This is a genomic window from Archangium primigenium (assembly GCF_016904885.1).
In the GTDB taxonomy this organism is placed as follows: Bacteria; Myxococcota; Myxococcia; order Myxococcales; family Myxococcaceae; genus Cystobacter; species Cystobacter primigenius.
Window position 1 is genome coordinate 7,983,273 of sequence record NZ_JADWYI010000001.1, and the last position, 19,796, is coordinate 8,003,068.

The window sequence follows — 19,796 nt, forward strand, 5'->3', positions numbered from 1 at the left end:
ACGTTCACCCTTCCCCTTCCCGCGCCCGCAGCGCGGCGAGCAGCTTCTCGATGAAGCCCCCGAAGGCCCCATTGCTCATGACGAGCAGCACGTCCCCGGCGCGGGCCTCGCGCGCCACGCGCTCCACGAGCGAGGGCACGTCCGGGGCGGCATCCGCCGCGATGCCCTGGGCCTCGAGCTCGCGCACCACCCGGGGCACGTCCAACTCCTCCCCCGTGGGCACCTTGTCGTGGCGCTCGGGCACCTTGAGGCTCGCCCGCGTGGCGCCCGTGAAGGCGTGCGCGTAGTCCTCCTGGTGGATGTTGCGGCGGCTCGTGTTCGAGCGCGGCTCGAAGATGGCCCACAGCCGACGCTCCGGGTAGCGGTGGCGCAGGGCGGCGATCGTCTCGCGCACCGCCGTGGGGTGGTGCGCGAAGTCATCCACCACCAGCATGCCCCCCACCTCCGCGCGCACCTCCTGACGCCGCTTCACGCCCTGGAAGCTCGCGAGCCCCCGGGCGATCTCCGCGAAGGACAGGCCCAGCCCTCGCGCCGCGGCGATGACGCCCAGCGCGTTCTCCACGTTGTGCAGGCCCGACATCGGCAGCAGCACCGTCCCGAGCACCTGGCCCCGCTCGACCACCTCGAAGCGCGCGCCCTCGGGACCGAACCGGACCTGGCGCGGGACGTAGTCCGCCTCGGCGCCCTCGCGCGCCACGTAGGTGATGACCTGGCCGGGACAGGCCTGGGCGAGCTTCACCGCGTTGGGATAGGCGGCGCACACCACCAGCCGACCATCCGGCGGCACGAGCCGCACGAACTTGTCGAAGGTGGCCTCGTAGTGCGGCAGGTCCCGGAAGATGTCCGCGTGGTCGAACTCCACGCTGGTGAGGATGGCCGTGCGCGGCCGGTAGTGCAGGAACTTGGAGCCCTTGTCCCAGTAGGCGGTGTCGTACTCGTCGCCCTCGACGACGAAGTGCGGCCCCTGGCCCACCCGGTAGTTGCCCGCGTAGTTCTGCGTGACGCCGCCCACCAGGAAGGACGGATCCTTGCCCGCGTCCACCAGCACGTGCGCCATGAGCGAGGACGTGGTCGTCTTGCCGTGCGTGCCCGCCACCACGACGGAGTGCGAGCGCGCGAGGAAGAGCGAGCCCAGCGCGGCCGGGAAGCTCATCTGCGGCAGGCGGCGCTCGCGCACGGCGGTGGCCTCGGGGTTCACCCGGCGGATGACGTTGCCGATGATGACCAGGTCCGGCCGCGCCACGTCCAGGTTCTCCGGAGCGTAGGGCGTGAGCGCCTGGATGCCCCAGGCGCGCAGCATGTCGCTCATGGGCGGGTAGACGTTCTCGTCGCTGCCGGTGACCTCGTAGCCCGCGGACTTGAGCATGCCCGCGAACGAGCCCATGCCCGTGCCGGCCACGCCGACCAGGTGGATGCGGCGCACCGCGCCAGGAGAGAGGGTGTCGAGGACGTTGCCGTTGTCGTCAGCCATGTGCTTTCGGAGTGAGATCGTCCAGGTCGAGCGCCTGCACGACGAGATCGTGGAAGAGGGGGCGGAAGTCGCGGATGCGCGTCTCCTGGCGGCCGTGGGCCACGCGGTTGGTGACGAGCGCCACCACGAGCGAGCGGCGCAAGTCCACCCAGAGGCTGGTGCCGGTGAAGCCCAGGTGGCCCACCGCGCCCGGCGGCGTGTCCCCGAGGAAGTGGCCCGCGCTGGACAGGGCCTTGGAGGGCGAGTCGAAGCCCATGGAGCGCGTGCTGCCCGCCAGCAGCGGATCCGACGCCAGCGCCCGGTACCAGAGCGGCCCTGGCGCGAGCGCCGCGTCCCCCGCGCACCCCGCGAGGATCGCCTGACCGAAGCGCGCCACGTCCACCGCGGTGCCGAACACCCCCGCGTGACCGCTCACCCCGTCCATCACCCAGGCGTTGTCGTCATCCACCTCGCCCAGGACGGCCGCGCGCGAGGGCAATTCACCCCACAGGCCCTCCTGGCCGGGCGCGGGCTCGCGCGGCCGGGTGGCCCCCGTGGGCGCCACGCGTCCGTCCGAGGGAAACGCCGTGAGCCGGTGGAAGCGCGCCGAGAGGCCCAGGGGCCCGGCCACGAGCCGCGCGAAGAGCTCGTCCAGGGGCGCGCCCCCCGCCCGCGAGAGGATCTCCCCCAGGAGGATGAAACCCACGTCGCTGTAGGCGGTGTGCGTGCGCCACGGGTTGAGCAGGGGCGTGCGGGCGGCGGCCTGAATCACCTCGGCGCGCACCCGGGTGCGGAGCTCCGCCGGGCAGCCGGGCTCCTGCAGCTCGGGATGGGCGCGCAGGGCCTCGGCGAAGAAAGGCACGAAGGGCGGCAGTCCCGAGCGGTGGTAGAGCAGGTCCGCCACGGTGGCCCCCGCCTCGCCCACCGGCGCGTCCGGGAAGAAGCGGGCCACGGGCGTCTCGGGGCCCACCTTGCCCTGGGTCCACAGGCGCAGGAAGAGCGCGGTGGTGCAGAGCACCTTGGTGACGCTCGCCAGGTCGAAGCGGGTGTCGCCCGACACAGGGCCCGCCACCCCGCCGAACACCTGCACGCCCCGGTGCAGCACCACGACCTGGGCGGCCGGGAAGATGCCGACCGAGACCGCCTCGTCGAGAACCCCCTGGAGCTGGGCGATGGGATGAGCGCTCATGCCTGGACCGCGCCCTCGAGGAAGGTCAGCAGGGCGGCGCCCGCATCCAAGCGCACCCGGGTGCCCAGGGCGACGGGATAGTTGGGAATGTCGTGCCCGATGGGGAAGCCCGCGGCGCACGGCAGCCCCGTCTCCTCCGCGAGCGAGCGCAGCACGTCCGCGGCGCTGTAGGGCGCGTCCTTCTCCTTGAGCTCGCACTCGGTGAACAGCCCGAGCACGATGCCGCGCACGCGCTCGAACACGCCCGCGAGCTTGAGGTGCGTCCACATCCGGTCGAGCCGGTAGGGCTTTTCCCCCACGTCCTCGATCAACAGGATGGTGTCCTCGAGCGGCGGCATGTACGGCGTGCCCAAGAGCCGCGAGAACACGGAGAGGTTGCCGCCCACGAGCCGCCCCTCGGCCACCCCGCGCACGTAGATGGCATCGCCCGACAGGGACGGCGGGGGCTCGGGGGACTCCAGGAGCCGGAAGAGATAGTCCCGGACCGCGGGCGGCTGGGTGCCCAGGTGGGTGACCACGGGCCCGTGGATGGAGACCCGGCCCTGGGACTGGAGGAACAGGTGCAGGGCCGTGACGTCGGAGAAGCCCACCAGGGACGAGGGCGCCAGGTTCGCCTGGAGCAGCGACGGCAACAGGCGCATGGAGCCATAGCCGCCCCGGGCACAGAAGGTCGCGCGCACCGAGGCGTCCGAGAGCGCGTTCACCAATTCCTCGGCGCGGCGGGTGTCTCCGCCCGCGAGGTAACGCCACGCGTCATAGAGGTCCGGCCGGTACTGGGGCGCGTAGCGATCGGCGAGGACGGCGAGGCCCTTCTCGAAGGTCGGAACGTCGAAGGGGCCCGCGGGGGCGATGACGTGGATGGCGTCCCGGGGACGCAGGGCGAGGGGCTTTTGCCAGTTCACAGGCGCTACATAGCACCCGCCACGGAGGGATCCCGCCCTTCACGCGCCGGGCTGTCCGCCCGGCCACCCCTCCCCTACCCGCCCGCCCGGCGCTCGAACACGGCGGCGAAGAAGCCGTCCGTGCCGTGCAGGTGCGGCGCGCGGACCCAGAAGCCCTCCGGACCGTCCTGGGGAACGAGCTGGAACTCCGAGGCCTCCTGGAGAAAGCCCCGGGCGACGTCCTCGTTCTCCGCGCGGTTGACCGTACAGGTGGCGTAGACGAGCCGACCCCCGGGGCGCACGAGACGACGGGCCCGCGCGAGCAGCTCCCTCTGGACGGCCGGCCACCGGGACAAGACCTCGGGCGTGAGCCGGAAGCGCTGGTCGGGCCCGCGCCTGAGGGAGCCCAATTCCGAGCACGGAGCATCCACCAGCACCCGGTCCACGAGCAGCCCCTCCGGGGGCGAGCGGAGCACCTGGACGAGCGAGAGCCCAGCCCGGGAGGAGCGCTGGAAGAGCCGGTCCAGCCGTCCGGCATCCGGGTCATAGGCGAGGAGCCGCCCCGTGTTCGCCATGTCGGCGCCGAGTTGGAGCGTCTTGCCCCCCGCGCCCGCGCACAGGTCGAGCACCGTCTCGCCGGGTTGGGCCCCCACGAGCAGGCCGATGCCCTGGCTGCCCTCGTCCTGGACCTCGAAAAGCCCATCCCGGAGCGCGGTCAGTCCATAGAGGTTGGGCTTGGGCCCCTCCACATGGAGCGCCAGGGGGCTCAACGCCCCGGGGCGGGTCTCCACCCCCTCGGCCTGGAGCCGCGCCTGGAGTGCCTCCCGCGAGCCCTTGAGGAGGTTTGTCCGCAGGGTGATGGGCCCCGGGACATTGAGGTGGGCGCAGAAGTCCTCGGCGGAGGGCCCCCACTCCTGGAGGAAGTGCTCGGCGAGCCAGTCCGGCAGGGAGTAGCGCTCGGCGAGCGAGGACGGCTCTCCCGAGGACACGGCGAGGGCCGCGCCCCCGGCGAGCCGAGCGGCCTCCTCAGGAGGCAGGCCCACGAGCCGGCTCAAGAAGACCTGGAGGAGGTCCCCCCCGGACGCCGCTTCGACGCCCAGGTGGAAGAGGAGCCGACGCCGCCACAGGGACATGTTGAAGAGCGCCTCGGCGAGGACGCGCCGCTGGTCTCGGGACAGGTCGCGGTGGGCGCGAAGGGTCCGGTCGAGCACGCGCTCCGCGGGAGCACCCGAGAAGACCTCGGAGAGGGCGCCGGTGAGCACCGGGGTCAGTCCTTCGAGGGCCGACCAGGGAATCGAACGAAGTCGTGCGAGGGGGTCGAAACAGGGAGTTGACAGATGGGCCACCCTTCTCTAGAAAGCACCTCGTCTTCGCGACGGCAACAACCGGTCGGCGCGGCGGCGAACATATTCCCCGATAGCTCAGCCGGTAGAGCGGGTGACTGTTAATCACTAGGTCCGAGGTTCAAGTCCTCGTCGGGGAGCAAGATTCACAAGAAGGGCCTCGGATGAAAATCCGAGGCCCTTTTCTTTTGCCCCTCGGTCATGGACGGCGCCGGGGTCAACGTTCCCGCCGGTCGCCGCCCGCGCCTGACCGCGTCAGTCGCAGTCGACGTCCTGCTGATCGCCGACGCCGTCGAACTCGAAATTCGGGGCGTAGTGCGAGCCGTCGTACTCCTGGCGCACGCCGAAGTTCTGGTACGTGCAGTGCCCGTCCGGCCACCGCGCGAAGGCCGCGACCTCGAGCGACCGGCCGAGGATGACACCCGAAACCCGGTGACGATCGATGGTCCAACCGCGGCTCACGATCTTCGCGCGCTCGAACTTCTCCTTCCACGCGTTGTCGGCGGCGTGCTGCTGGATCGCGATGAGCGCCTCGGCCGCCAGCGCGTCGTTCTTCATGCCCTCCTGCACCTTGGCGAACGTGAAGCCGCTCTTGAGCGGGCTGTTGTTCCGGACGAGCGTGAACTCGCCCACGGCGGCGGGCGTCTCCGAGCGGAAGGCGCCGGAGTAGGTGAACATCTCGAGGCGGATCACGTGATTGCCGGCCGGGAGCGTCTTCAGGAACTTCGTCCAGCGCGTCGCGACCTCGAGCGAGTCCTTGCGCTGCTCCGGATCCGGATCCTCCGCCGGGTTGAGGTTGACCGCCCGCGTGGAGTCGGCGGCGCGCTCAATCGAGAGATCCTTGCCGTCGGACCACTCGCGGGAGGGTTTGCCGTCGACGGTGGCGAGAATCTCGAAGCCCTTCGCGAGATAGGTGCTGCCATCGCCATCGCTCCAGACCGCGAAGTGATTCGCGAACGCGGAGGGGACGTAGACGCGGCCATAGATGTGGTCCGTGTCGGCGAAGCTGTTCGCGAAGAGCGACGGGTCCGGGTTCGTGCGATCGATCTTCTGCGTCGAGAAGACAATCTTCCCGACGTTGGCGGCATGCACCGGGTTCGTGATGCCCTCGCCCTGAACCGGCTGGGCCGTCCTGATGCCGAGGAGCGCCTTGCCGACGGAGCAGCCCGACGAGGTCACGAGGAACAGGGCGGCCACGCCGCCGGTGATGTACGTGCGCATTGATGTCTCCTGCGAGCGTCGCCCGCGGGGATGGAGTTCGAGAGGTCAGGACGCTTGCATGTGCGAGCCCAGGCCCCCCTCAATCGCCTGGACTCGCCTGGGTCTCCCACGGACTCAACCGAGCCGTGAATCAGAAGCCGTAGCGCATGCCGAACTGGAAGCTGCGCGTCGGTCCCACCAGGGCCGTGGGCTGGCCGAACTTCGGGTTCGCCGTCTCGGTCGTCGGAGGCAGGAAGCCGTCGTAGCCGCCGAAGTTCGTCGTGTTGAGGAGGTTGAAGCACTCGGCGAAGACGCCCACCCGGTGGCCCTTGGTGATCGAGAAGTCCTTGGCCAGACGCACGTCCACCTGGCTGAACTGGATGAAGCCCTCCGCCCGACCCTCGTTGATGCGGAGCACGAACTCGTCCGGCGCGAAGCCCCGGGAGGCATCGGAGATGGTGTAGGGCAGGCCCGTTCCCAGCGTCACGAGCGTCGACAGCTTGAAGTCCAGGGGCAGGCCCACGATGCCGGAGAGCACGAGCCGGTGGCGCTCGTCGGCACCCGAGGGCGCGAGCGGGCTGTCCTTGATGGTCGGGAAGTCGAAGTTGAAGAGCCCGCCCCGCTCCTTCGCGACCGCGAGCGTATAGGCCAGTGAGGCGCCCCACGACACGCCGCCCGCCGAGAACTCCGTCGAGTAGGGCTTCTCCGCCGAGATCTGCAGGCTGTTGTAGACAGACGTCCGGTCGCTGGCCGAGATGATGACGGCGCCGAAGCCGCCCGGCGTGGGGATGAAGTCGCGGTTGCCCGTCGACAGGCGGTTGGCGGGATAGAAGCCAATGCCATTCTGGCCTCGGATGTGCGTGAACGTCGCCGAGGTGCTGATCGGGCCCACCTGCTGCCGGAAGCCCGCGCTGAGCTGATCGCTCGACGGCGGCCGGGTGCGGTTGTTGAGCAGGTAGATCTCCGGGGCGGGCGCCACACCGCTCGCGATGAGCGAGTCGAGCCCCTCCCGGCTCAGGTACTCGGGCCGCCAGGCAATGGTCGGCTGGCCGCCGCGGGGAGCACCGTCCTGCGAGAAGTAGAACGTGCGGCTCTGGTACTGGAGGCGAAGCCGCTCGTCCACGCCGGTGTTGAAGAGGTTGCGATCGTAATAGCGCCCGGCGCCGGCGAAGAGCACTGTGTGCCCATTGCCCAGCACGTCGAAGGCGGCGCCGAGGCGGGGCTGCACCGCGCCCAGGAAGACGGGACGCTGCTGACCATTGGTCAGGTAGTCCTTGGCCGGGAAGAAGTCGGGCCCGTTCGTCTGGGCCACGGTGTTGGCGAGTTCCTCCACCGCCGCGCGGACCTCCGCCGGGGTCACGTAGTCATTGTTCAGGGGATTGGTCTCGACATCCCACCGCAGACCCACGTTCACGGTCAGCTTCTTGGCGATCTCCCAGTCGTCCTGGACGTACACGCCCACCTGGGTGTTGTTGGCGGACACCCTCGGATCACCAACGCCATAGGCGGCCTCGGCCGGGAAGTCGTAGTTCAAGCCATTCTCGGCATCCTCGCGGAAGCGGAACAGCGGATTGCCGAACAGCGTGCGCTCGATCTGATAGTGCTGGAACGACAGCTTGGCGCCTGTCTTCACCACGTGCTGGCCGAGCCAGTTGAAGTTCGCGAACGTCGCGTCGTTGCGCACCGTGAACGCCCGCTGGCGGATGTCCTGGCTCGTGTCGCGGCCACCCACGCGGACCACGCCCTCGTAGTCGCGCCCCACGGCGCCCAGGCTCGTGGCGATCGGGTTGAATTGCGAGTCGAGGTACTGGAGCGTGGCCTCGTTCGTCAGATCTCCGAACCGCAGCTGATGTCTGGCCGAGGCCGTGGTGACGTTGTTGCGGACGTTCTCGGCGCTCTCGAAGCTCGTCAGGCCACCGAAGCCACGGATGTCCGTCTCCGTCCGGAGGCTGGCGCTGATATCCAGCGTCTGGTTGCCCGCGGGCTTCCAGGTCAACTTCGCGAAGCCGAGGTGCTCCCGGAACGGACTGCCGAAGTTGCCCTCGAAGCCGCCGAACCGGGCCAGGTTCGCCGCCGTCGGATTGCCGATGGACACCAGGTTCGCGCGGTCCTGAAGGTTGCCCTCGTACGTCAGGAAGAAGTGCAGCTTGTCCTTCACCAGGGGCCCGCCCAGCGCCGCGCCGAGCTGGGAGCGCAGCTCCTTGGGCCGCTCCAGCTCGCCCTTCTCGAGCGCGAAGTAGTTCGGGGCGATCAGCGCCTCGTTCTGGTAGGTGAAGAAGAGGTCGCCATGAAACTCATTGCCACCCGAGCGCGTGATCGCGGAGATGATCGCGGCGCTGGCCTGCTCGTACTCGGCCTTGTAGTTCTGGGTGATGACCCGGAAGCCGCTGACCGCGAGCTGGGGAAAGGGATTGCCCCGGCTCGCGTCCTGGCCAACCAGACCGCCTTCGATGACGTTGTTCTTGAGGCTCACCCCGTCCACGAACACGTTGGTGCTGCGGGCCTCGAGCCCTCCGGAGGAGAAGTTCTTGTTGAACTCGTCGTTGGAGACCCGAACGCCGGGCGCGAGGGCCGCGAAGTTGAGGAAGTTGCGGTTGTTTTGCGGCAGGTTCGCGATCTGCTCGCGGCTGACGTTGGTGGCGATCTCGGACGTCGTGCTCTCGAGGGTCTTGCCCTGGACGAGCACGGTCTCACCCTGCCCGATGTCCAGGGACACGTCCTTCTCGACGTCGATGTTCACGTCCACCGTCTGGCCGATCTGCACGGTGACGGTCCGGTAGGCTTCCTTGCCATCGGGCTGGGTGACGGTGAGCACATACTCACCGGGGGCGAGGCCCGTCAGGAAGAAGGAGCCGTCCGTGCGCCGGGTGCCCTGGGTCGCGAAGCCCGTCTGGGTATTCACCGCGACCACGGTCACGCCCGTGGCCGGTCCGCTCAGCGCGGTGAGGCCGAGCCGGATGGACGCCGTCGTTCGCTGCGCGAGCGCCGGCACGGCCGTGAGCGAGACGAGGAGTCCCCCCACGCCCCAGAGACGGATGAAGCGCGCGCTCCACGAGGGGGAGCAGCGGTCCGGGTGGAGGTTGTTCTGGATGCGGTTGCCTGAGGTGTCCCGAGCGATTCCGGTCATTGCCCCCCATCTAGACGCTTCCTCTCGGCGGGTAAACGGCGTCCGGGTGTGGCCGGTCCTCCCCGGGTGAGGGGACCGCGCATTGACGCGCGCGGCCATCGCGATTCGTTGACCTCATAAATTTTGAAACGCGATCGAAGTGAACTCTTTCTGGGCTCCTGATTGACCCGAAATCACGTGACCGGGCCTCTTCCTGGAATTCCTTGGAGGAGTCTTCTTGCGCAACCCATTCGAACTCCGAAAGCTGGCGGTTGGATCGCTTCTCGCCACCCTCGTGGCCTGCTCGGGCCCGGCCGACATCCCGGAGCAGGAGCCCACGGACACGCTGGAGCGCGGCGCGCTCAGCACCCGCGTCGTCGGGTACTTCCCCACGTGGCAGGGCGACGTCAACGCCATCCAGTACGACAAGCTCACCCACATCAACTACTCCTTCCTGCTGCCCACGGCGCAGGGCGGGCTGTATGGCGTGAGCAGTGGCGATGCGCGCCTCCAGTCGCTCGTCCAGGCGAGCCACGCGCGCGGCGTGAAGGTGTTCATCGCCGTGGGCGGCTGGATGGACGGCAATGACTCGCCCTTCGAGCAGCTGGCCGCCAACGCCACCGCGCGCACCACCTTCGTCAACAACGTGCTCGCCTTCGTGGATCAGGCGGGCCTGGACGGCGTGGACATCGACTGGGAGTGGCCGGATCCCGGCGCCTCGGCCCAGAACTTCGGCACGCTGATGAAGCAGCTCGGTACGGCGCTGCACGGCAAGGGCAAGGGGCTCACCGCCGCGGTGCTCGCCCACGGCGGCGACGGCATCCCCGTCTCGTCCTTCGCCGACGTGGACTGGCTCAACATCATGGCCTACGACATGGGCTACCCCCACTCGTCGTATGAAGTCGCGGTCCAGTCGATGGACTACTGGCTCGGCCGGGGTCTGCCCAAGTCCAAGGCGGTGCTGGGCGTGCCCTTCTACGGCAAGAACTCGTCCAACGGCGCCTACACCTACGCGCAGCTCGTGGGCATGGACGCGCAGGCGCCCAACAAGGACGTGGTCAACGGCATCTATTACAACGGCATCCCCACCATCAAGAGCAAGACCCAGCTCGCGCTCCAGCGGGGCGGCGGCGTGATGATCTGGGAGATCTCCCAGGACACCTCGGGCTCCACCTCGCTGCTCAACGCCATCTACCAGGTGGCCGGCGGCACCTCGTCCAACAACCCCGCGCCGTCCGTGAGCCTCACCTCCCCCGCCAACGGCACGTCCTTCTCGCAGGGCAGCGCCATCACCCTGAGCGCCAACGCCTCGGACTCCAATGGCAGCATCGCCAAGGTGGAGTTCTTCGCGGGCGCCACCAAGGTGGGCGAGAAGACCTCCGCCCCGTACAGCCTCAGCTGGACGAACGCGGCGGCCGGCACCTGGTCCCTGACGGCGCGGGCCACGGACAACGAGGGCGCGTCCACCGTCTCCGCCGCGGTCTCCATCACCGTGAAGGGCACGGGCACCGGCTCCTGCTCGGGCGTGTCCGCCTGGGACGCCACGCGCGCCTACGTGAAGGACGACAAGGCCACCTCCGGCGGCAAGCTGTGGCGCGCCAAGTGGTGGACCCAGAACGAGACGCCCACCGGCAGCGAGTGGGGCGCGTGGGAGCTCGTCGGCAACTGCTGACAGCCGTCCCTCGCAATGACTCGCGACATGCCAGGGGGACGGAGCGCAACCCCTTGCATGTCCCGAGCGGTCTCGGCTAACGAGCCGCACCATGTCCCTCGCGCTCTATGGCCATCCCTTCTCCTCGTACACGCAGAAAGTCCTGATCGCGCTGTACGAGAACGGCACCCCCTTCGAGTTCCGCACCATCGGGCCGGAGACGCCGCAACACTCGGCCGAGTGGCTGCGGCGCTGGCCGCTGCGCAAGTTCCCGCTGCTGGTGGATGGCGAGCGCGACCTCGCCGAGACCAGCATCATCATCGAGTACCTGCAGCTCGTGCACCCCGGACCCGTGCGCCTGCTGCCCGCGGACCCGATGGCCGCGTTGGAGGTGCGCTTCCTCGACCGCTTCTTCGACCTGCACGTGATGAACGCGGCGCAGCACGCGGTGGACGGCGCGCTGACCGGAAACCCCGTGAAGCGCCAGGAGGGACAGGCCCTCGCGGAGAAGAAGCTGGAGGTTTCCTACGCCTGGCTCGAGGGGAAGCTCGCCGGGAGGACCTGGGCCGCGGGGGCGGACTTCACGCTGGCGGACTGCGCGGCCGCGCCCTCGCTGTTCTACGCGGACTGGACCCACCGGATCTCGGAGGCCTATCCCGTGCTGCGCGCCTACCGGACGCGGCTGCTCGGCCGCCCGTCCTTCGCCCGCGCGGTGGAGGAAGCCCGGCCGTTCCGACCGCTCTTCCCCCTGGGCGCGCCCGAACGGGATTGAGGCCCGCGCGGTCCGCTCACCGCTCGCTGTCGAGGGTCGCCATGCCCGCCGCCGCGTAGCGCGTGCCCGCCACCTGGCTCGCGGGCACCGCCGCCTCCAGCTCGGCGACCTCCGTCTGGGAGAGGGACACCTCGAGGCTCGACAGCGTGTCCGCGAGCTGCCTGCGCGTGCGCGCCCCCAGCGTCGGGAGGATCATCACGCCTTGCGCCACGCCCTTCGCCCGGACCCACGCGATGGCGAGCTGTGCCGGAGACACGCCCTTCTTCGCCGCCATGCGCGCGAGCGCGTCCACCAGCTGATCGTTCTTCTCCGCGTTGTCCGCGGAGAAGCGCGGCAGGTGCGCGCGGATGTCGCGTCCTCCCGTGGGCTTCGCGCCCGTGAGCAAGCCCCGGCTCAGGACGCCGTACGCGGTCATCGCGATGCCCAGCTCGTGCAACACCGGGAGGATGCGGGCCTCCACGCTCCGGCTCACCAGCGCGTATTCGAGCTGCACATCGCAGATGGGGTGCACGCTCGCGGCGCGCCGGATGGTCTCGACCCCGACCTCGGACAGCGCGATGTGGCGCACATAGCCCGCCTTCACCAGATCGGCGATCGCGCCCACCGTGTCCTCGATGGGCACGTTCGGATCCAGGCGCGCGGGCCGGTAGATGTCGATGTGATCGACGCCCAGGCGCGTCAGGCTGTGCGCGAGCGCGTTCTTCGTCGCGGCCGGCCGCGCGTCATACCCGAGGTGCGCGCCGTCCGGCCCCCGGAGCGCCCCGAACTTCACGCTCAGAAGCACCTTGTCGCGCCGGTCCCGGATCGCCTTGCCCACCAGCAGCTCGTTGCGACCCATGCTGTAGAAGTCCCCCGTGTCGAGGACGTTCACCCCGCGCTCGATGGCCTCGTGGATGGTCGCGATGCTCTCGGCCTCGTCGCTGTCGCCGTACCAGCTCCCCGCGCCCATGCCCATACAGCCCAGGGCGATGGGGAACACCGACGGCCCCTGCGTGCCCAACCGCGTGTCGTTCATCGTGGTCATGTCGTCCGCTCCGCGCTCAGGTGTCGAAGTAGTGGCCGTGCTCCAGGTCCGCGAGCAGCCCGGGCCGCTGGGGCCGCCAGCCCAACCGGGCCCGCGTCCGCGTGCTCGAGGCCGACATGTCGCGCGTGAAGAAGGGCGCCAGCCAGCCGAAGTGCCCGGCCGCGTCCTCGAGCGACTTCGAGACGACGGGCACCTTCAAACGCCGGCCGATCACCTCCGCGAGCTCCCGGGTCGGCACGGCCTCGTCCGCGATGCCGTGGTACACGGCGCCCGGCTGGCCCTTCTCCAGCGCCAGGCGGTAGAGGTGCGCCGCGTCGAGCCGGTGCACCGCGGACCACGCATCGCGTCCCTCGCCCGCGTAGGCGGAGACGCCCTTCTGGCGCGCGATGCCGATGAGCGCGGGCACGAAGGCATGGTCCCCATCGCCGTGCACCGAGGGCGGCAGGCGCAGCAACGACACCCGCACGCCCCGCGAGGCCAGCGCGAGCGTGGCCCGGTCCGAGGCGAGCCGGTGCGACGGCCCGGAGCCCTCCTGGGGCAACTCGTCCTCGGTGCCCACCCGGCCCCCCGCGAGCCCCGAGGTGACGACGAAGGGCCGGTTCGAGCCCGCGAGCACCTCGCCCATCGCCTCGATCGCGATCCGGTCCGTCACTCCCGAGGCCGAGATGTTCGAGAAGTCGTGGATGAAGGCCGTGTGGATGACGCCCTCGGAATCGGCCGCGCCGCGCTTCAGGCTGTCGAGGTCATCGAGCTGGCCCCGGTGCACCCGCGCACCGGCGGCGACGAGCGCCTGGGCGGCGGCGTCCGAGCGCGCCAGGCCGAGCACCTCATGCCCCGCGCCGATGAGTTCCTGTACGATGGCGGAGCCGATGAAACCCGTGGCGCCGGTGACGAAGACTCGCATGGTTCATTCCCTCGGGGTTGTCGCCGCGCCGTGAGTTCACGGGCGGGTCTCGAGGGCATCGTGCGCGCGCGCCGAGCCTTCCGCACGTGCATCCTCGAAAGTCTAAGCATGACGCCAAATAGGTCTCGCGGGTTCGACCGGCATTCGCTGAACGAACTCGGAATGTTGAGCGCGGTGGTGGAGTCCGGCAGCTTCGTGCGCGCGGGCGAGGCGCTCGGGCTGACCCAGTCGGCGGTCAGCCGGGCCATCGCGCGCCTGGAGAGCCGGGTGGGCATCCGCCTGTTCCACCGGACCGCGCGCGCCATCGCGCTGACGGACGAGGGGCGCCGCTTCTACGAGTCGGTCGCGCCCCACCTGGCCGCCATCGCGGAGGCGACGAACGAGGCGGGAGATGCCTCGACCCGGGTCCGCGGCCGCCTGCGGGTGAACGTGGACGAAGGCATCGCGCAGTTCGTGCTGACGCCGCGTCTCGCCCCCTTCCTCGAGCAGCACCCCGAGCTGTCGGTGGAGCTCGCCATCCGCGACCGCATGGGGGACCTGGTCGGGGAGGGCTTCGACGTCGCCATCCGGTTTGGCATCCCCGAGCCGTCGGCGCTGAAGTCCCGGCTGCTCTTGCGCACCCGCGTCATCACCTGCGCCTCGCCCGCGTACCTCGCGCGGCACGGGCAGCCCCGGCGGCCTGGCGACCTCGAGAAGCACCGGTGTGTGCTGATGCGAGACCCCGCCACCGGCAGCCATTTCGGCTGGGAGTACATCCGGGACAAGAAGGTCGTCCCCGTGAATGTCTCCGGACAGCTGATGGTGAATGGGAGCGGCCCGCTGCTCGCGGCGGTGCTCGGGGGCCAGGGCATCGCCCAGGTGCTCGAGCTCTACACGCGCGAGCTCGTGGCGGACGGGCGGCTCGTGCAGGTGCTGCCGGAATGGGCCGAGGAGACATACCCGCTCCACGCGTACCACCACGCCACGCGCTTCATGTCGGCCAAGGTCCGCGCCTTCCTGGACTTCGTCGTCGCCCTGACGCGCGAGGACTCGCCGGGTGAGGCCCCTCGCGCGCGGAGGACGCGTCGCGAGGGACCGGAGGGGCTCCCCTGAGACAACGGGCGCCCTCGCCTGCTCAGTTCGCCGGGCAGAAGACGATGTCGAAGTCCTCGGCGTTGCAGGCCGCCATCGGGCCCGCGTCATCGCCCGACCAGGAGTAGGACTGCGCGCAGCCAGAGTCGAAGAACTTCGCCACGGCGCTGTTCTTGTTGTCCCGCTCGGGGCTCACGCAGGCGATGACCTTGCCGGCGCTGTTGCGCAGCTTGCCCACCTCGGGGCAGTTGGTCAGCAGGTTCTGCGGACAGCTCCGCGTCTGCCCCGAGCAGGTGGTGGTGCCGCCCAGCTCGTAGGGGATGATCTTCAGCGGCAGGTTGTGGGCATCCACGTGGCTCAGGTTGAACCAGTCCCAGCTCGCATAGCCGAAGGCGTTCTCGTTGAAGCCGAACTCGGCCAGCGAGTGGCGGCCCACGCCCGGATCCTCGCCCTGGCGAAAGCCCCAGTAGCGCTTGGAGATCATGTGGTCCGTGTTGTTGCCGATGGTCCGGCAGGCCTCGGCGCCCGAGGCCAGGTTGCCGCCGGAGATGTTGTTGCCCGCGAAGGTGACGGTGTAGCCGCACTTGTTGATGAAGCGCAGCGTGGTCTTCCCATCGCCCTTCACCGCACAGCCCAGCGCCTGGGACTCCTCGCCCAGCACCTCGGCCGCGTCCACGTCCTCCGGGCCGCCGCACCCCACCAGGGACAGCATCGACACCAGCGCGATTCCGTACGCCTTCATGGATGTCTCCTCGTCCTGATCCACAGAAACTGAACGGCGAAAAACCGTTCCTTCCCGCCAAAATAGGATTTCAGGACATCCAAGTAAACAAAGATAGACACAGCGAGTGAAGTTCGCCCGCACGCGTCAAATTGCAGTGCTTTTAAACCCTGAGAATGATTGCGATTCCACGGACTCGGGGGGATGCACGGGGCCCGCAACGACAACGGGACGGCGGCTGCCGGAGGACCCGGAGCGCGCCGTCCCGTGAGGGTGAAGCCCGGCTAGAGCAGACAGAGGAACGAGGGGATGGGCGTGTACGGCACCTCGGAGGGGTCCGGAGGCGGGCCGCCGGCGCCGAGCTGCACGGACATGGCGGAGATGAGTCCGGGGATGGCCGGCAGCGGCAGCGGCGCGAACACGTAGGGCCGGCCCTGGGCCGCGTCCGTCACCGTGTCCACGGGCAGGAACTGTACGGGCGCCGTGGGGTCCGTGACCGAGCCGGCCGGGAGCACCACCACCGTCACGCCGATGGGGCTCGAGGCGGCGCCGTCGGCCACGTAGAAGCCGCGCGGGGACTGCGTGCTGCCGCCGGTGCCGGGCTTGCGCCAGCCGAGGTGGTACTTGGTGCCCAGCGCGGCCTGCACCGTGGTGCGATCGGCCGGGATGAGCAGGTTGGGCAGCGGCGCGGGCGCGTACTGCCAGAACACCAGCACGCCGCTGAAGCGGGCGGGGTTGATGAAGTCGGCCACGTTGGTGGCCAGGCCCTTGGAGGAGCGGTAGCGGGCCACGGCGTCCAGCACGCCGGTGGTGCTCGTGTGGATGGACTCCCCCAGCGGACAGAAGCGGCTGCTGCCCGTGAAGAACGGGCGCAGCGTCACCGTGGGCAGGTAGGGCGCGGGCGCCACGGGCGGCAGGGGCGCGGTGGCCTCCGGCGGCAGCGCGAGCAGCGCGCCCTGACCCGTGTTGGCGACGAAGTAGGGCACCTCGTCCCGGCTCGGCAGGGATTCCACCCGCCAGAGCGCGTCCGGCCCGGTGGGCTGGGCGAAGGCGGGCGGCTGATCCGGCGGCGCGATGGGATCCAACACGAACACCTGGGCGCCCTGCACCGAGGCCAGGGGCAGGAAGGGCGTGAGGTCCGCGAGCAGCGGCGGAATGGGGCAGGCGCCGCCCAGGAACTCGTTGCACGAGGCGACGCTCAGGAAGAAGGCCTCGGGGTCCCACGCGTAGCCGGAGGCGGTGGCCTTGGCCTCGGGCAGGTCCACGTAGACGTTGTCCGGGGCCGGCGGCGCCGCGGGCTCGCCGCAGCCACTGCCCAGCAGCGCGCCCAGGGAAGAGACCAAACCAATGAGGGATGCGCGTTTCATGTGAGCGGTTCCGTCGACTCAGTCAGGGAGGATGTGGCCCGTGGGCGTCTTGTCCACGTGGCACGACTGGGCGCAGTTGCTGAAGCGCGAGGGGCCGCCCACGTCGGTGAAGGCCATGGAGAAGTACTCGTCGCCGTGCACCGAGGGGTGGCAGGACTTGCAGACGGTGAGGCTCGGCCGCACCGCGCTCTCGCGCGTCAGGTGGCACATGCGGCAGTCCGCCTTGTTCTGCGGGTACTTGGTGGAGTTCATGTGCAGCCGGTGCATCTCGTCCTGGATGCGGCCCGGCTGATCCGCGGTGCTCATGTGGCACGCCTTGCAGGACTCGACGTGGTCCACCGAGAAGCCATGGCGCAGGTTGTCCAGCGACACCACGCCGCGGTGGCACGTCTGGCAGTTGCCCACCCGGTTCGGGTACGCGGTGCGCTCGGCCTGGCCCACCTGGAAGAAGGCCGCGTTGCCCTTGGACACGCGCTCGCCCATGAACTGGCGCACCGAGCGCGTCAGGACGACGTAGGTGCCAGGCTTGGCGTCCGGCGGCAGCGTCACCGTGGTGCGCGTGGGCCAGTTCGCGGTGAAGAAGCCCGGGATGATGGGCAGCGAGGCGAACTCGGGCACCATGGCGGTGTAGGTGGCGGCGGCCGCGCCCGAGGCGCTGAAGTACGGCGGCTGGCCCGCCACGTCGCTCCACGTGCGCAGGTCCTGCAGCGGCCCCACCACCTGGTAGGCGGAGGTGGTGTCGCGCTCACCCTGCGTGAGCAGGTGGCCCTCGAAGGCGTAGAGCATGCCGTTGGTGTTGCCCGCGTAGAAGTCGGCGTAGCTGGGCAGCAGCTCCTTGCGGTGCAGGCGGTTGCCCTCCCCATCCCGCACGTCCATGACCACGTCCATGCGCTCGCCCGGCACGTAGAACTGGCCGTTCTTGGGACGGCCCAGTTGCACGCGCGGATCCAGACCGAAGCCGCAGGGCGTGGGCGAGTCGTCGTCCTTGAAGCACGTGGGGGCCACGTCGCTGGGCCGCACGAAGGTGACGGGGATGGTGAAGGGCGAGTTGGGCATCAGGCTCCAGGTGAGGCGCAGCGCGCCGTCGCCCGAGACGCCCAGCACCCGGAAGTCCTTGAAGGGGTTGGTGGAGCCCACCAGGTCCACGCGCACCATGGTGCGGTACGTGATGCCGCCAATGCCCGGCAGGGGGCTGGGCACCTCACGCAGCTCCGCGTCCGAGGGCGAGCGCGGCGCCAGCAGGTTCTCCACCGTGTAGGAGACGTTGGTGTGGCCCGCCATGGACGACTCGCCCGCGAAGTCCCGGCGGTTGTACGTGGCCGTCTGGCGCACGGAGCCGTCGCTGTCGAGCACCTCCAGCGTGAAGGAGTCGTCCTGGGACAACATCCAGCGGGCGTTGCGGAACTGGATCTCCCGCGACCACGTGCCCTGGGAGAGGGTCTCGAACCAGCGCACGCCCTCCTGGCTCAGGTCCGTCCAGTCCAGATCCTTGAAGCGCGACTCGCGGCGCATCCAGCGCACCACGGACGCCAGGTCCTTGGGGTCCGTGTGGACGTTGGCCACCGTGTCCGTCAGGGTGATCTGGTTGAGGAAGTACTTCGTGTCCGTCATCACCTGGAAGCGCTGCTGGGGCACGAGCTTCGGCGCGTGGGACGGATCGCCCGCCGTGGGATCGGCGCACTCGGTGGGGTAGCCCGGCACCGGGGAGTTGCCCTTGGCCACCGGCTGGCCATTGGACAGGATGGCGCACCCGTTGAACATCTGCAGACTGAGTTTGATGGCACCCGAGGCCGCCGCGGCATACGGGTCGAACGCCGTGGAGCCGCGGCCCGGGACATTCTCCGCATCCTCGATGTTCAACAACTGGCACGCGGACAGTCCCAACAACAGGCCGTAGAGCGTGCTTCTCAGCACCTTCGAAGCATTCATTCCGAGAGGGGGGGGGCGAAGAGGGGAACGGCAGAGCGCGACGCTCTTCCGGGCGATCACGCTAACAAAACCGCCCGGCACGCGCCAATGAGGGGGCCGGCTCCTCATTGACGCGGCACGGCGACGCGGCACGGCGACGCGGCACGGCGACGGACCGAGCGGGCTAGCCCGCCTTGGTGGCCAGCTGCGGCTTGGACTTGAGGTACTCGTACAGGGCCTCCACCTCGTCGTCCTGCAGGCCGCGGAAGCGCGGCATGGGCATGCGCAGGATGCCCGAGCCCCCCGGCTTGAGGCCGTCACGGATGGCCACGCCGAAGTCCTCCACGGACCACTTGCCGATGCCCGTGGGGTGGAAGGTGATGTTCGGCCCGACGATCTTCGCGCCCGAGGCGTCCTCGAACTCGAAGCCGCCCGAGAACGCCTCCGGCCCCACGCCCTTGCTGGCGTCGAAGCCCGGCGAGTGGCAGCCCGCGCAGTCGAAGACGTCGTGGGCCAGGTAGCGGCCATAGGCCAGCTTGTCCGTGCGCGGCGGCGTGAGGATGCCCGAGGCGGGCCGATCCGGCACCTTGGTGCCCCCCGCCAGATAGACGATGAGCTTGCCCGCCGTGGACAGCTGCGTGGGCGGCTGGGTCGCGGGGTCCGGCTGGAAGACGGGATCGCCCGAGCGCATGAAGCCGAGCACCGCGGCGATGTCGTCATCGGACATGGCCGACTGCGCCATCATCGTCATGCGATCCTTGCGGTTGACGCCGTAGCGGATGATGCGCGCGATCTGCTCGTCCGTGAGCGTGCCGATCCCCACGTTGGGATCCAGGGTGATGTTGGCCGAGTAGAACGTCCCCAGGAAGGCGGGGACCTCGAACATGCGCGCCCCCGTCACCCGCTCGGACCCGGGCGAGCGGTGACAGCCCTCGCACATCGAGTGGAAGATGACGGCCCCGCGCGCCACCGCCTCGGGCGAGGTGTTCGCCTTGATGGGGGGCAGCGGCGCCGTCACCGGCTGCTCCAGTTGGTACGACACGAAGCCAATGCCGCCGCCCACCAACAGGACCAGCACCAGGGCCGCGTACAACAGTTTCTTCTTCACTCGATGCCTCCGTACTCCCGGGCCGCCCTCACGAGCGACCTTCCCAGTGAACCCAGGGAGTCGTCCCACACGACTCCGGGTCCGATGCGATCAGGTATAGC

Annotated in this window: 15 protein-coding genes and 1 tRNA gene; 4 read left to right on the forward strand and 12 right to left on the reverse strand. The window is 69.7% G+C overall.

Annotated elements, in window-relative coordinates; genetic code table 11:
• Window positions 1-4: 4 nt before the first annotated feature.
• The 4 genes from mpl to I3V78_RS32845 all read right to left on the reverse strand — a co-directional run bounded on the left by mpl (window position 5) and on the right by I3V78_RS32845 (window position 4,782).
• A complete protein-coding gene (mpl, locus tag I3V78_RS32830; RefSeq protein WP_204493843.1) occupies window positions 5-1,471 on the reverse strand; it encodes a UDP-N-acetylmuramate:L-alanyl-gamma-D-glutamyl-meso-diaminopimelate ligase in 1,467 nt (488 codons plus the stop codon).
• A complete protein-coding gene (locus I3V78_RS32835) occupies window positions 1,464-2,639 on the reverse strand; it encodes a serine hydrolase domain-containing protein (protein ID WP_204493845.1) in 1,176 nt (391 codons plus the stop codon). The genes mpl and I3V78_RS32835 overlap by 8 nt, the downstream gene beginning before the upstream one ends.
• Window positions 2,636-3,541, reverse strand: a complete 906-nt coding sequence (locus I3V78_RS32840; RefSeq protein WP_204493848.1) for an LD-carboxypeptidase — start codon at window positions 3,539-3,541, stop codon at window positions 2,636-2,638. Before I3V78_RS32840 ends, I3V78_RS32835 begins: the two co-directional genes overlap by 4 nt.
• A gap of 74 nt (window positions 3,542-3,615) precedes the next feature.
• Window positions 3,616-4,782, reverse strand: a complete 1,167-nt coding sequence (locus I3V78_RS32845; protein ID WP_204493851.1) for an RsmB/NOP family class I SAM-dependent RNA methyltransferase — start codon at window positions 4,780-4,782, stop codon at window positions 3,616-3,618.
• A 148-nt stretch (window positions 4,783-4,930) separates the two neighbouring features.
• Here I3V78_RS32845 and I3V78_RS32850 point away from each other — a divergent pair.
• Window positions 4,931-5,003: transfer RNA gene (locus I3V78_RS32850), tRNA-Asn, on the forward strand.
• 115 nt (window positions 5,004-5,118) lie between these two features.
• On the opposite strand, the gene I3V78_RS32855 is transcribed toward I3V78_RS32850, so the two are convergent.
• Together I3V78_RS32855 and I3V78_RS32860 are read right to left on the reverse strand one after the other, a co-directional pair.
• Entirely contained in the window at window positions 5,119-6,084 is a 966-nt protein-coding gene (locus I3V78_RS32855; protein WP_204493854.1) for a hypothetical protein, read from the reverse strand.
• Between the two features lie 130 nt (window positions 6,085-6,214).
• Window positions 6,215-9,190: a TonB-dependent receptor gene (locus I3V78_RS32860; protein WP_204493856.1), complete on the reverse strand. Its 2,976-nt coding sequence runs from the start codon at window positions 9,188-9,190 to the stop codon at window positions 6,215-6,217.
• A 217-nt stretch (window positions 9,191-9,407) separates the two neighbouring features.
• Here I3V78_RS32860 and I3V78_RS32865 point away from each other — a divergent pair, with 217 nt between their 5' ends.
• Both I3V78_RS32865 and I3V78_RS32870 read left to right on the forward strand, forming a co-directional pair.
• Window positions 9,408-10,841 (forward strand): glycosyl hydrolase family 18 protein, encoded by a 1,434-nt coding sequence (locus I3V78_RS32865; RefSeq protein ID WP_204493858.1) that lies wholly within the window; start codon window positions 9,408-9,410, stop codon window positions 10,839-10,841.
• Window positions 10,842-10,932: 91 nt separating this feature from the next.
• On the forward strand, window positions 10,933-11,592 hold the full coding sequence (locus I3V78_RS32870) for a glutathione S-transferase family protein (protein ID WP_204493860.1): 660 nt from the start codon (window positions 10,933-10,935) through the stop codon (window positions 11,590-11,592).
• A gap of 16 nt (window positions 11,593-11,608) precedes the next feature.
• On the opposite strand, the gene I3V78_RS32875 is transcribed toward I3V78_RS32870, so the two are convergent.
• A complete protein-coding gene (locus I3V78_RS32875) occupies window positions 11,609-12,616 on the reverse strand; it encodes an aldo/keto reductase (protein ID WP_204493863.1) in 1,008 nt (335 codons plus the stop codon).
• Window positions 12,617-12,632: 16 nt separating this feature from the next.
• The gene (locus tag I3V78_RS32880) at window positions 12,633-13,520 is read right to left on the reverse strand and encodes an SDR family oxidoreductase (protein WP_204493865.1); all 888 of its coding nucleotides are present in this window, start codon (window positions 13,518-13,520) and stop codon (window positions 12,633-12,635) included.
• A gap of 108 nt (window positions 13,521-13,628) precedes the next feature.
• Here I3V78_RS32880 and I3V78_RS32885 point away from each other — a divergent pair, with 108 nt between their 5' ends.
• Window positions 13,629-14,612, forward strand: a complete 984-nt coding sequence (locus I3V78_RS32885; RefSeq protein WP_204493868.1) for a LysR substrate-binding domain-containing protein — start codon at window positions 13,629-13,631, stop codon at window positions 14,610-14,612.
• A gap of 22 nt (window positions 14,613-14,634) precedes the next feature.
• On the opposite strand, the gene I3V78_RS32890 is transcribed toward I3V78_RS32885, so the two are convergent.
• The 4 genes from I3V78_RS32890 to I3V78_RS32905 all read right to left on the reverse strand — a co-directional run bounded on the left by I3V78_RS32890 (window position 14,635) and on the right by I3V78_RS32905 (window position 19,695).
• Window positions 14,635-15,333 (reverse strand): thaumatin family protein, encoded by a 699-nt coding sequence (locus I3V78_RS32890; protein WP_204493871.1) that lies wholly within the window; start codon window positions 15,331-15,333, stop codon window positions 14,635-14,637.
• 263 nt (window positions 15,334-15,596) lie between these two features.
• Window positions 15,597-16,679 (reverse strand): hypothetical protein, encoded by a 1,083-nt coding sequence (locus tag I3V78_RS32895; RefSeq protein WP_204493873.1) that lies wholly within the window; start codon window positions 16,677-16,679, stop codon window positions 15,597-15,599.
• Between the two features lie 18 nt (window positions 16,680-16,697).
• Window positions 16,698-18,593, reverse strand: a complete 1,896-nt coding sequence (locus I3V78_RS32900) for a hypothetical protein (protein ID WP_338023810.1) — start codon at window positions 18,591-18,593, stop codon at window positions 16,698-16,700.
• Between the two features lie 178 nt (window positions 18,594-18,771).
• Window positions 18,772-19,695 (reverse strand): c-type cytochrome, encoded by a 924-nt coding sequence (locus I3V78_RS32905; RefSeq protein WP_204493875.1) that lies wholly within the window; start codon window positions 19,693-19,695, stop codon window positions 18,772-18,774.
• Window positions 19,696-19,796: the final 101 nt, after the last annotated feature.

Excerpts from the sequence above, each read along its gene's own strand:
- I3V78_RS32870 (WP_204493860.1), top strand. The coding sequence starts at position 10,933 with ATGTCCCTCGCGCTCTATGGCCATCCCTTCTCCTCGTACACGCAGAAA.
- I3V78_RS32885 (WP_204493868.1), top strand. The coding sequence starts at position 13,629 with ATGACGCCAAATAGGTCTCGCGGGTTCGACCGGCATTCGCTGAACGAA.
- I3V78_RS32855 (WP_204493854.1), bottom strand. The coding sequence starts at position 6,084 with ATGCGCACGTACATCACCGGCGGCGTGGCCGCCCTGTTCCTCGTGACC.
- I3V78_RS32890 (WP_204493871.1), bottom strand. The coding sequence starts at position 15,333 with ATGAAGGCGTACGGAATCGCGCTGGTGTCGATGCTGTCCCTGGTGGGG.
- I3V78_RS32835 (WP_204493845.1), bottom strand. The coding sequence starts at position 2,639 with ATGAGCGCTCATCCCATCGCCCAGCTCCAGGGGGTTCTCGACGAGGCG.
- I3V78_RS32895 (WP_204493873.1), bottom strand. The coding sequence starts at position 16,679 with ATGAAACGCGCATCCCTCATTGGTTTGGTCTCTTCCCTGGGCGCGCTG.
- mpl (WP_204493843.1), bottom strand. The coding sequence starts at position 1,471 with ATGGCTGACGACAACGGCAACGTCCTCGACACCCTCTCTCCTGGCGCG.
- I3V78_RS32880 (WP_204493865.1), bottom strand. The coding sequence starts at position 13,520 with ATGCGAGTCTTCGTCACCGGCGCCACGGGTTTCATCGGCTCCGCCATC.
- I3V78_RS32875 (WP_204493863.1), bottom strand. The coding sequence starts at position 12,616 with ATGACCACGATGAACGACACGCGGTTGGGCACGCAGGGGCCGTCGGTG.
- I3V78_RS32860 (WP_204493856.1), bottom strand. The coding sequence starts at position 9,190 with ATGACCGGAATCGCTCGGGACACCTCAGGCAACCGCATCCAGAACAAC.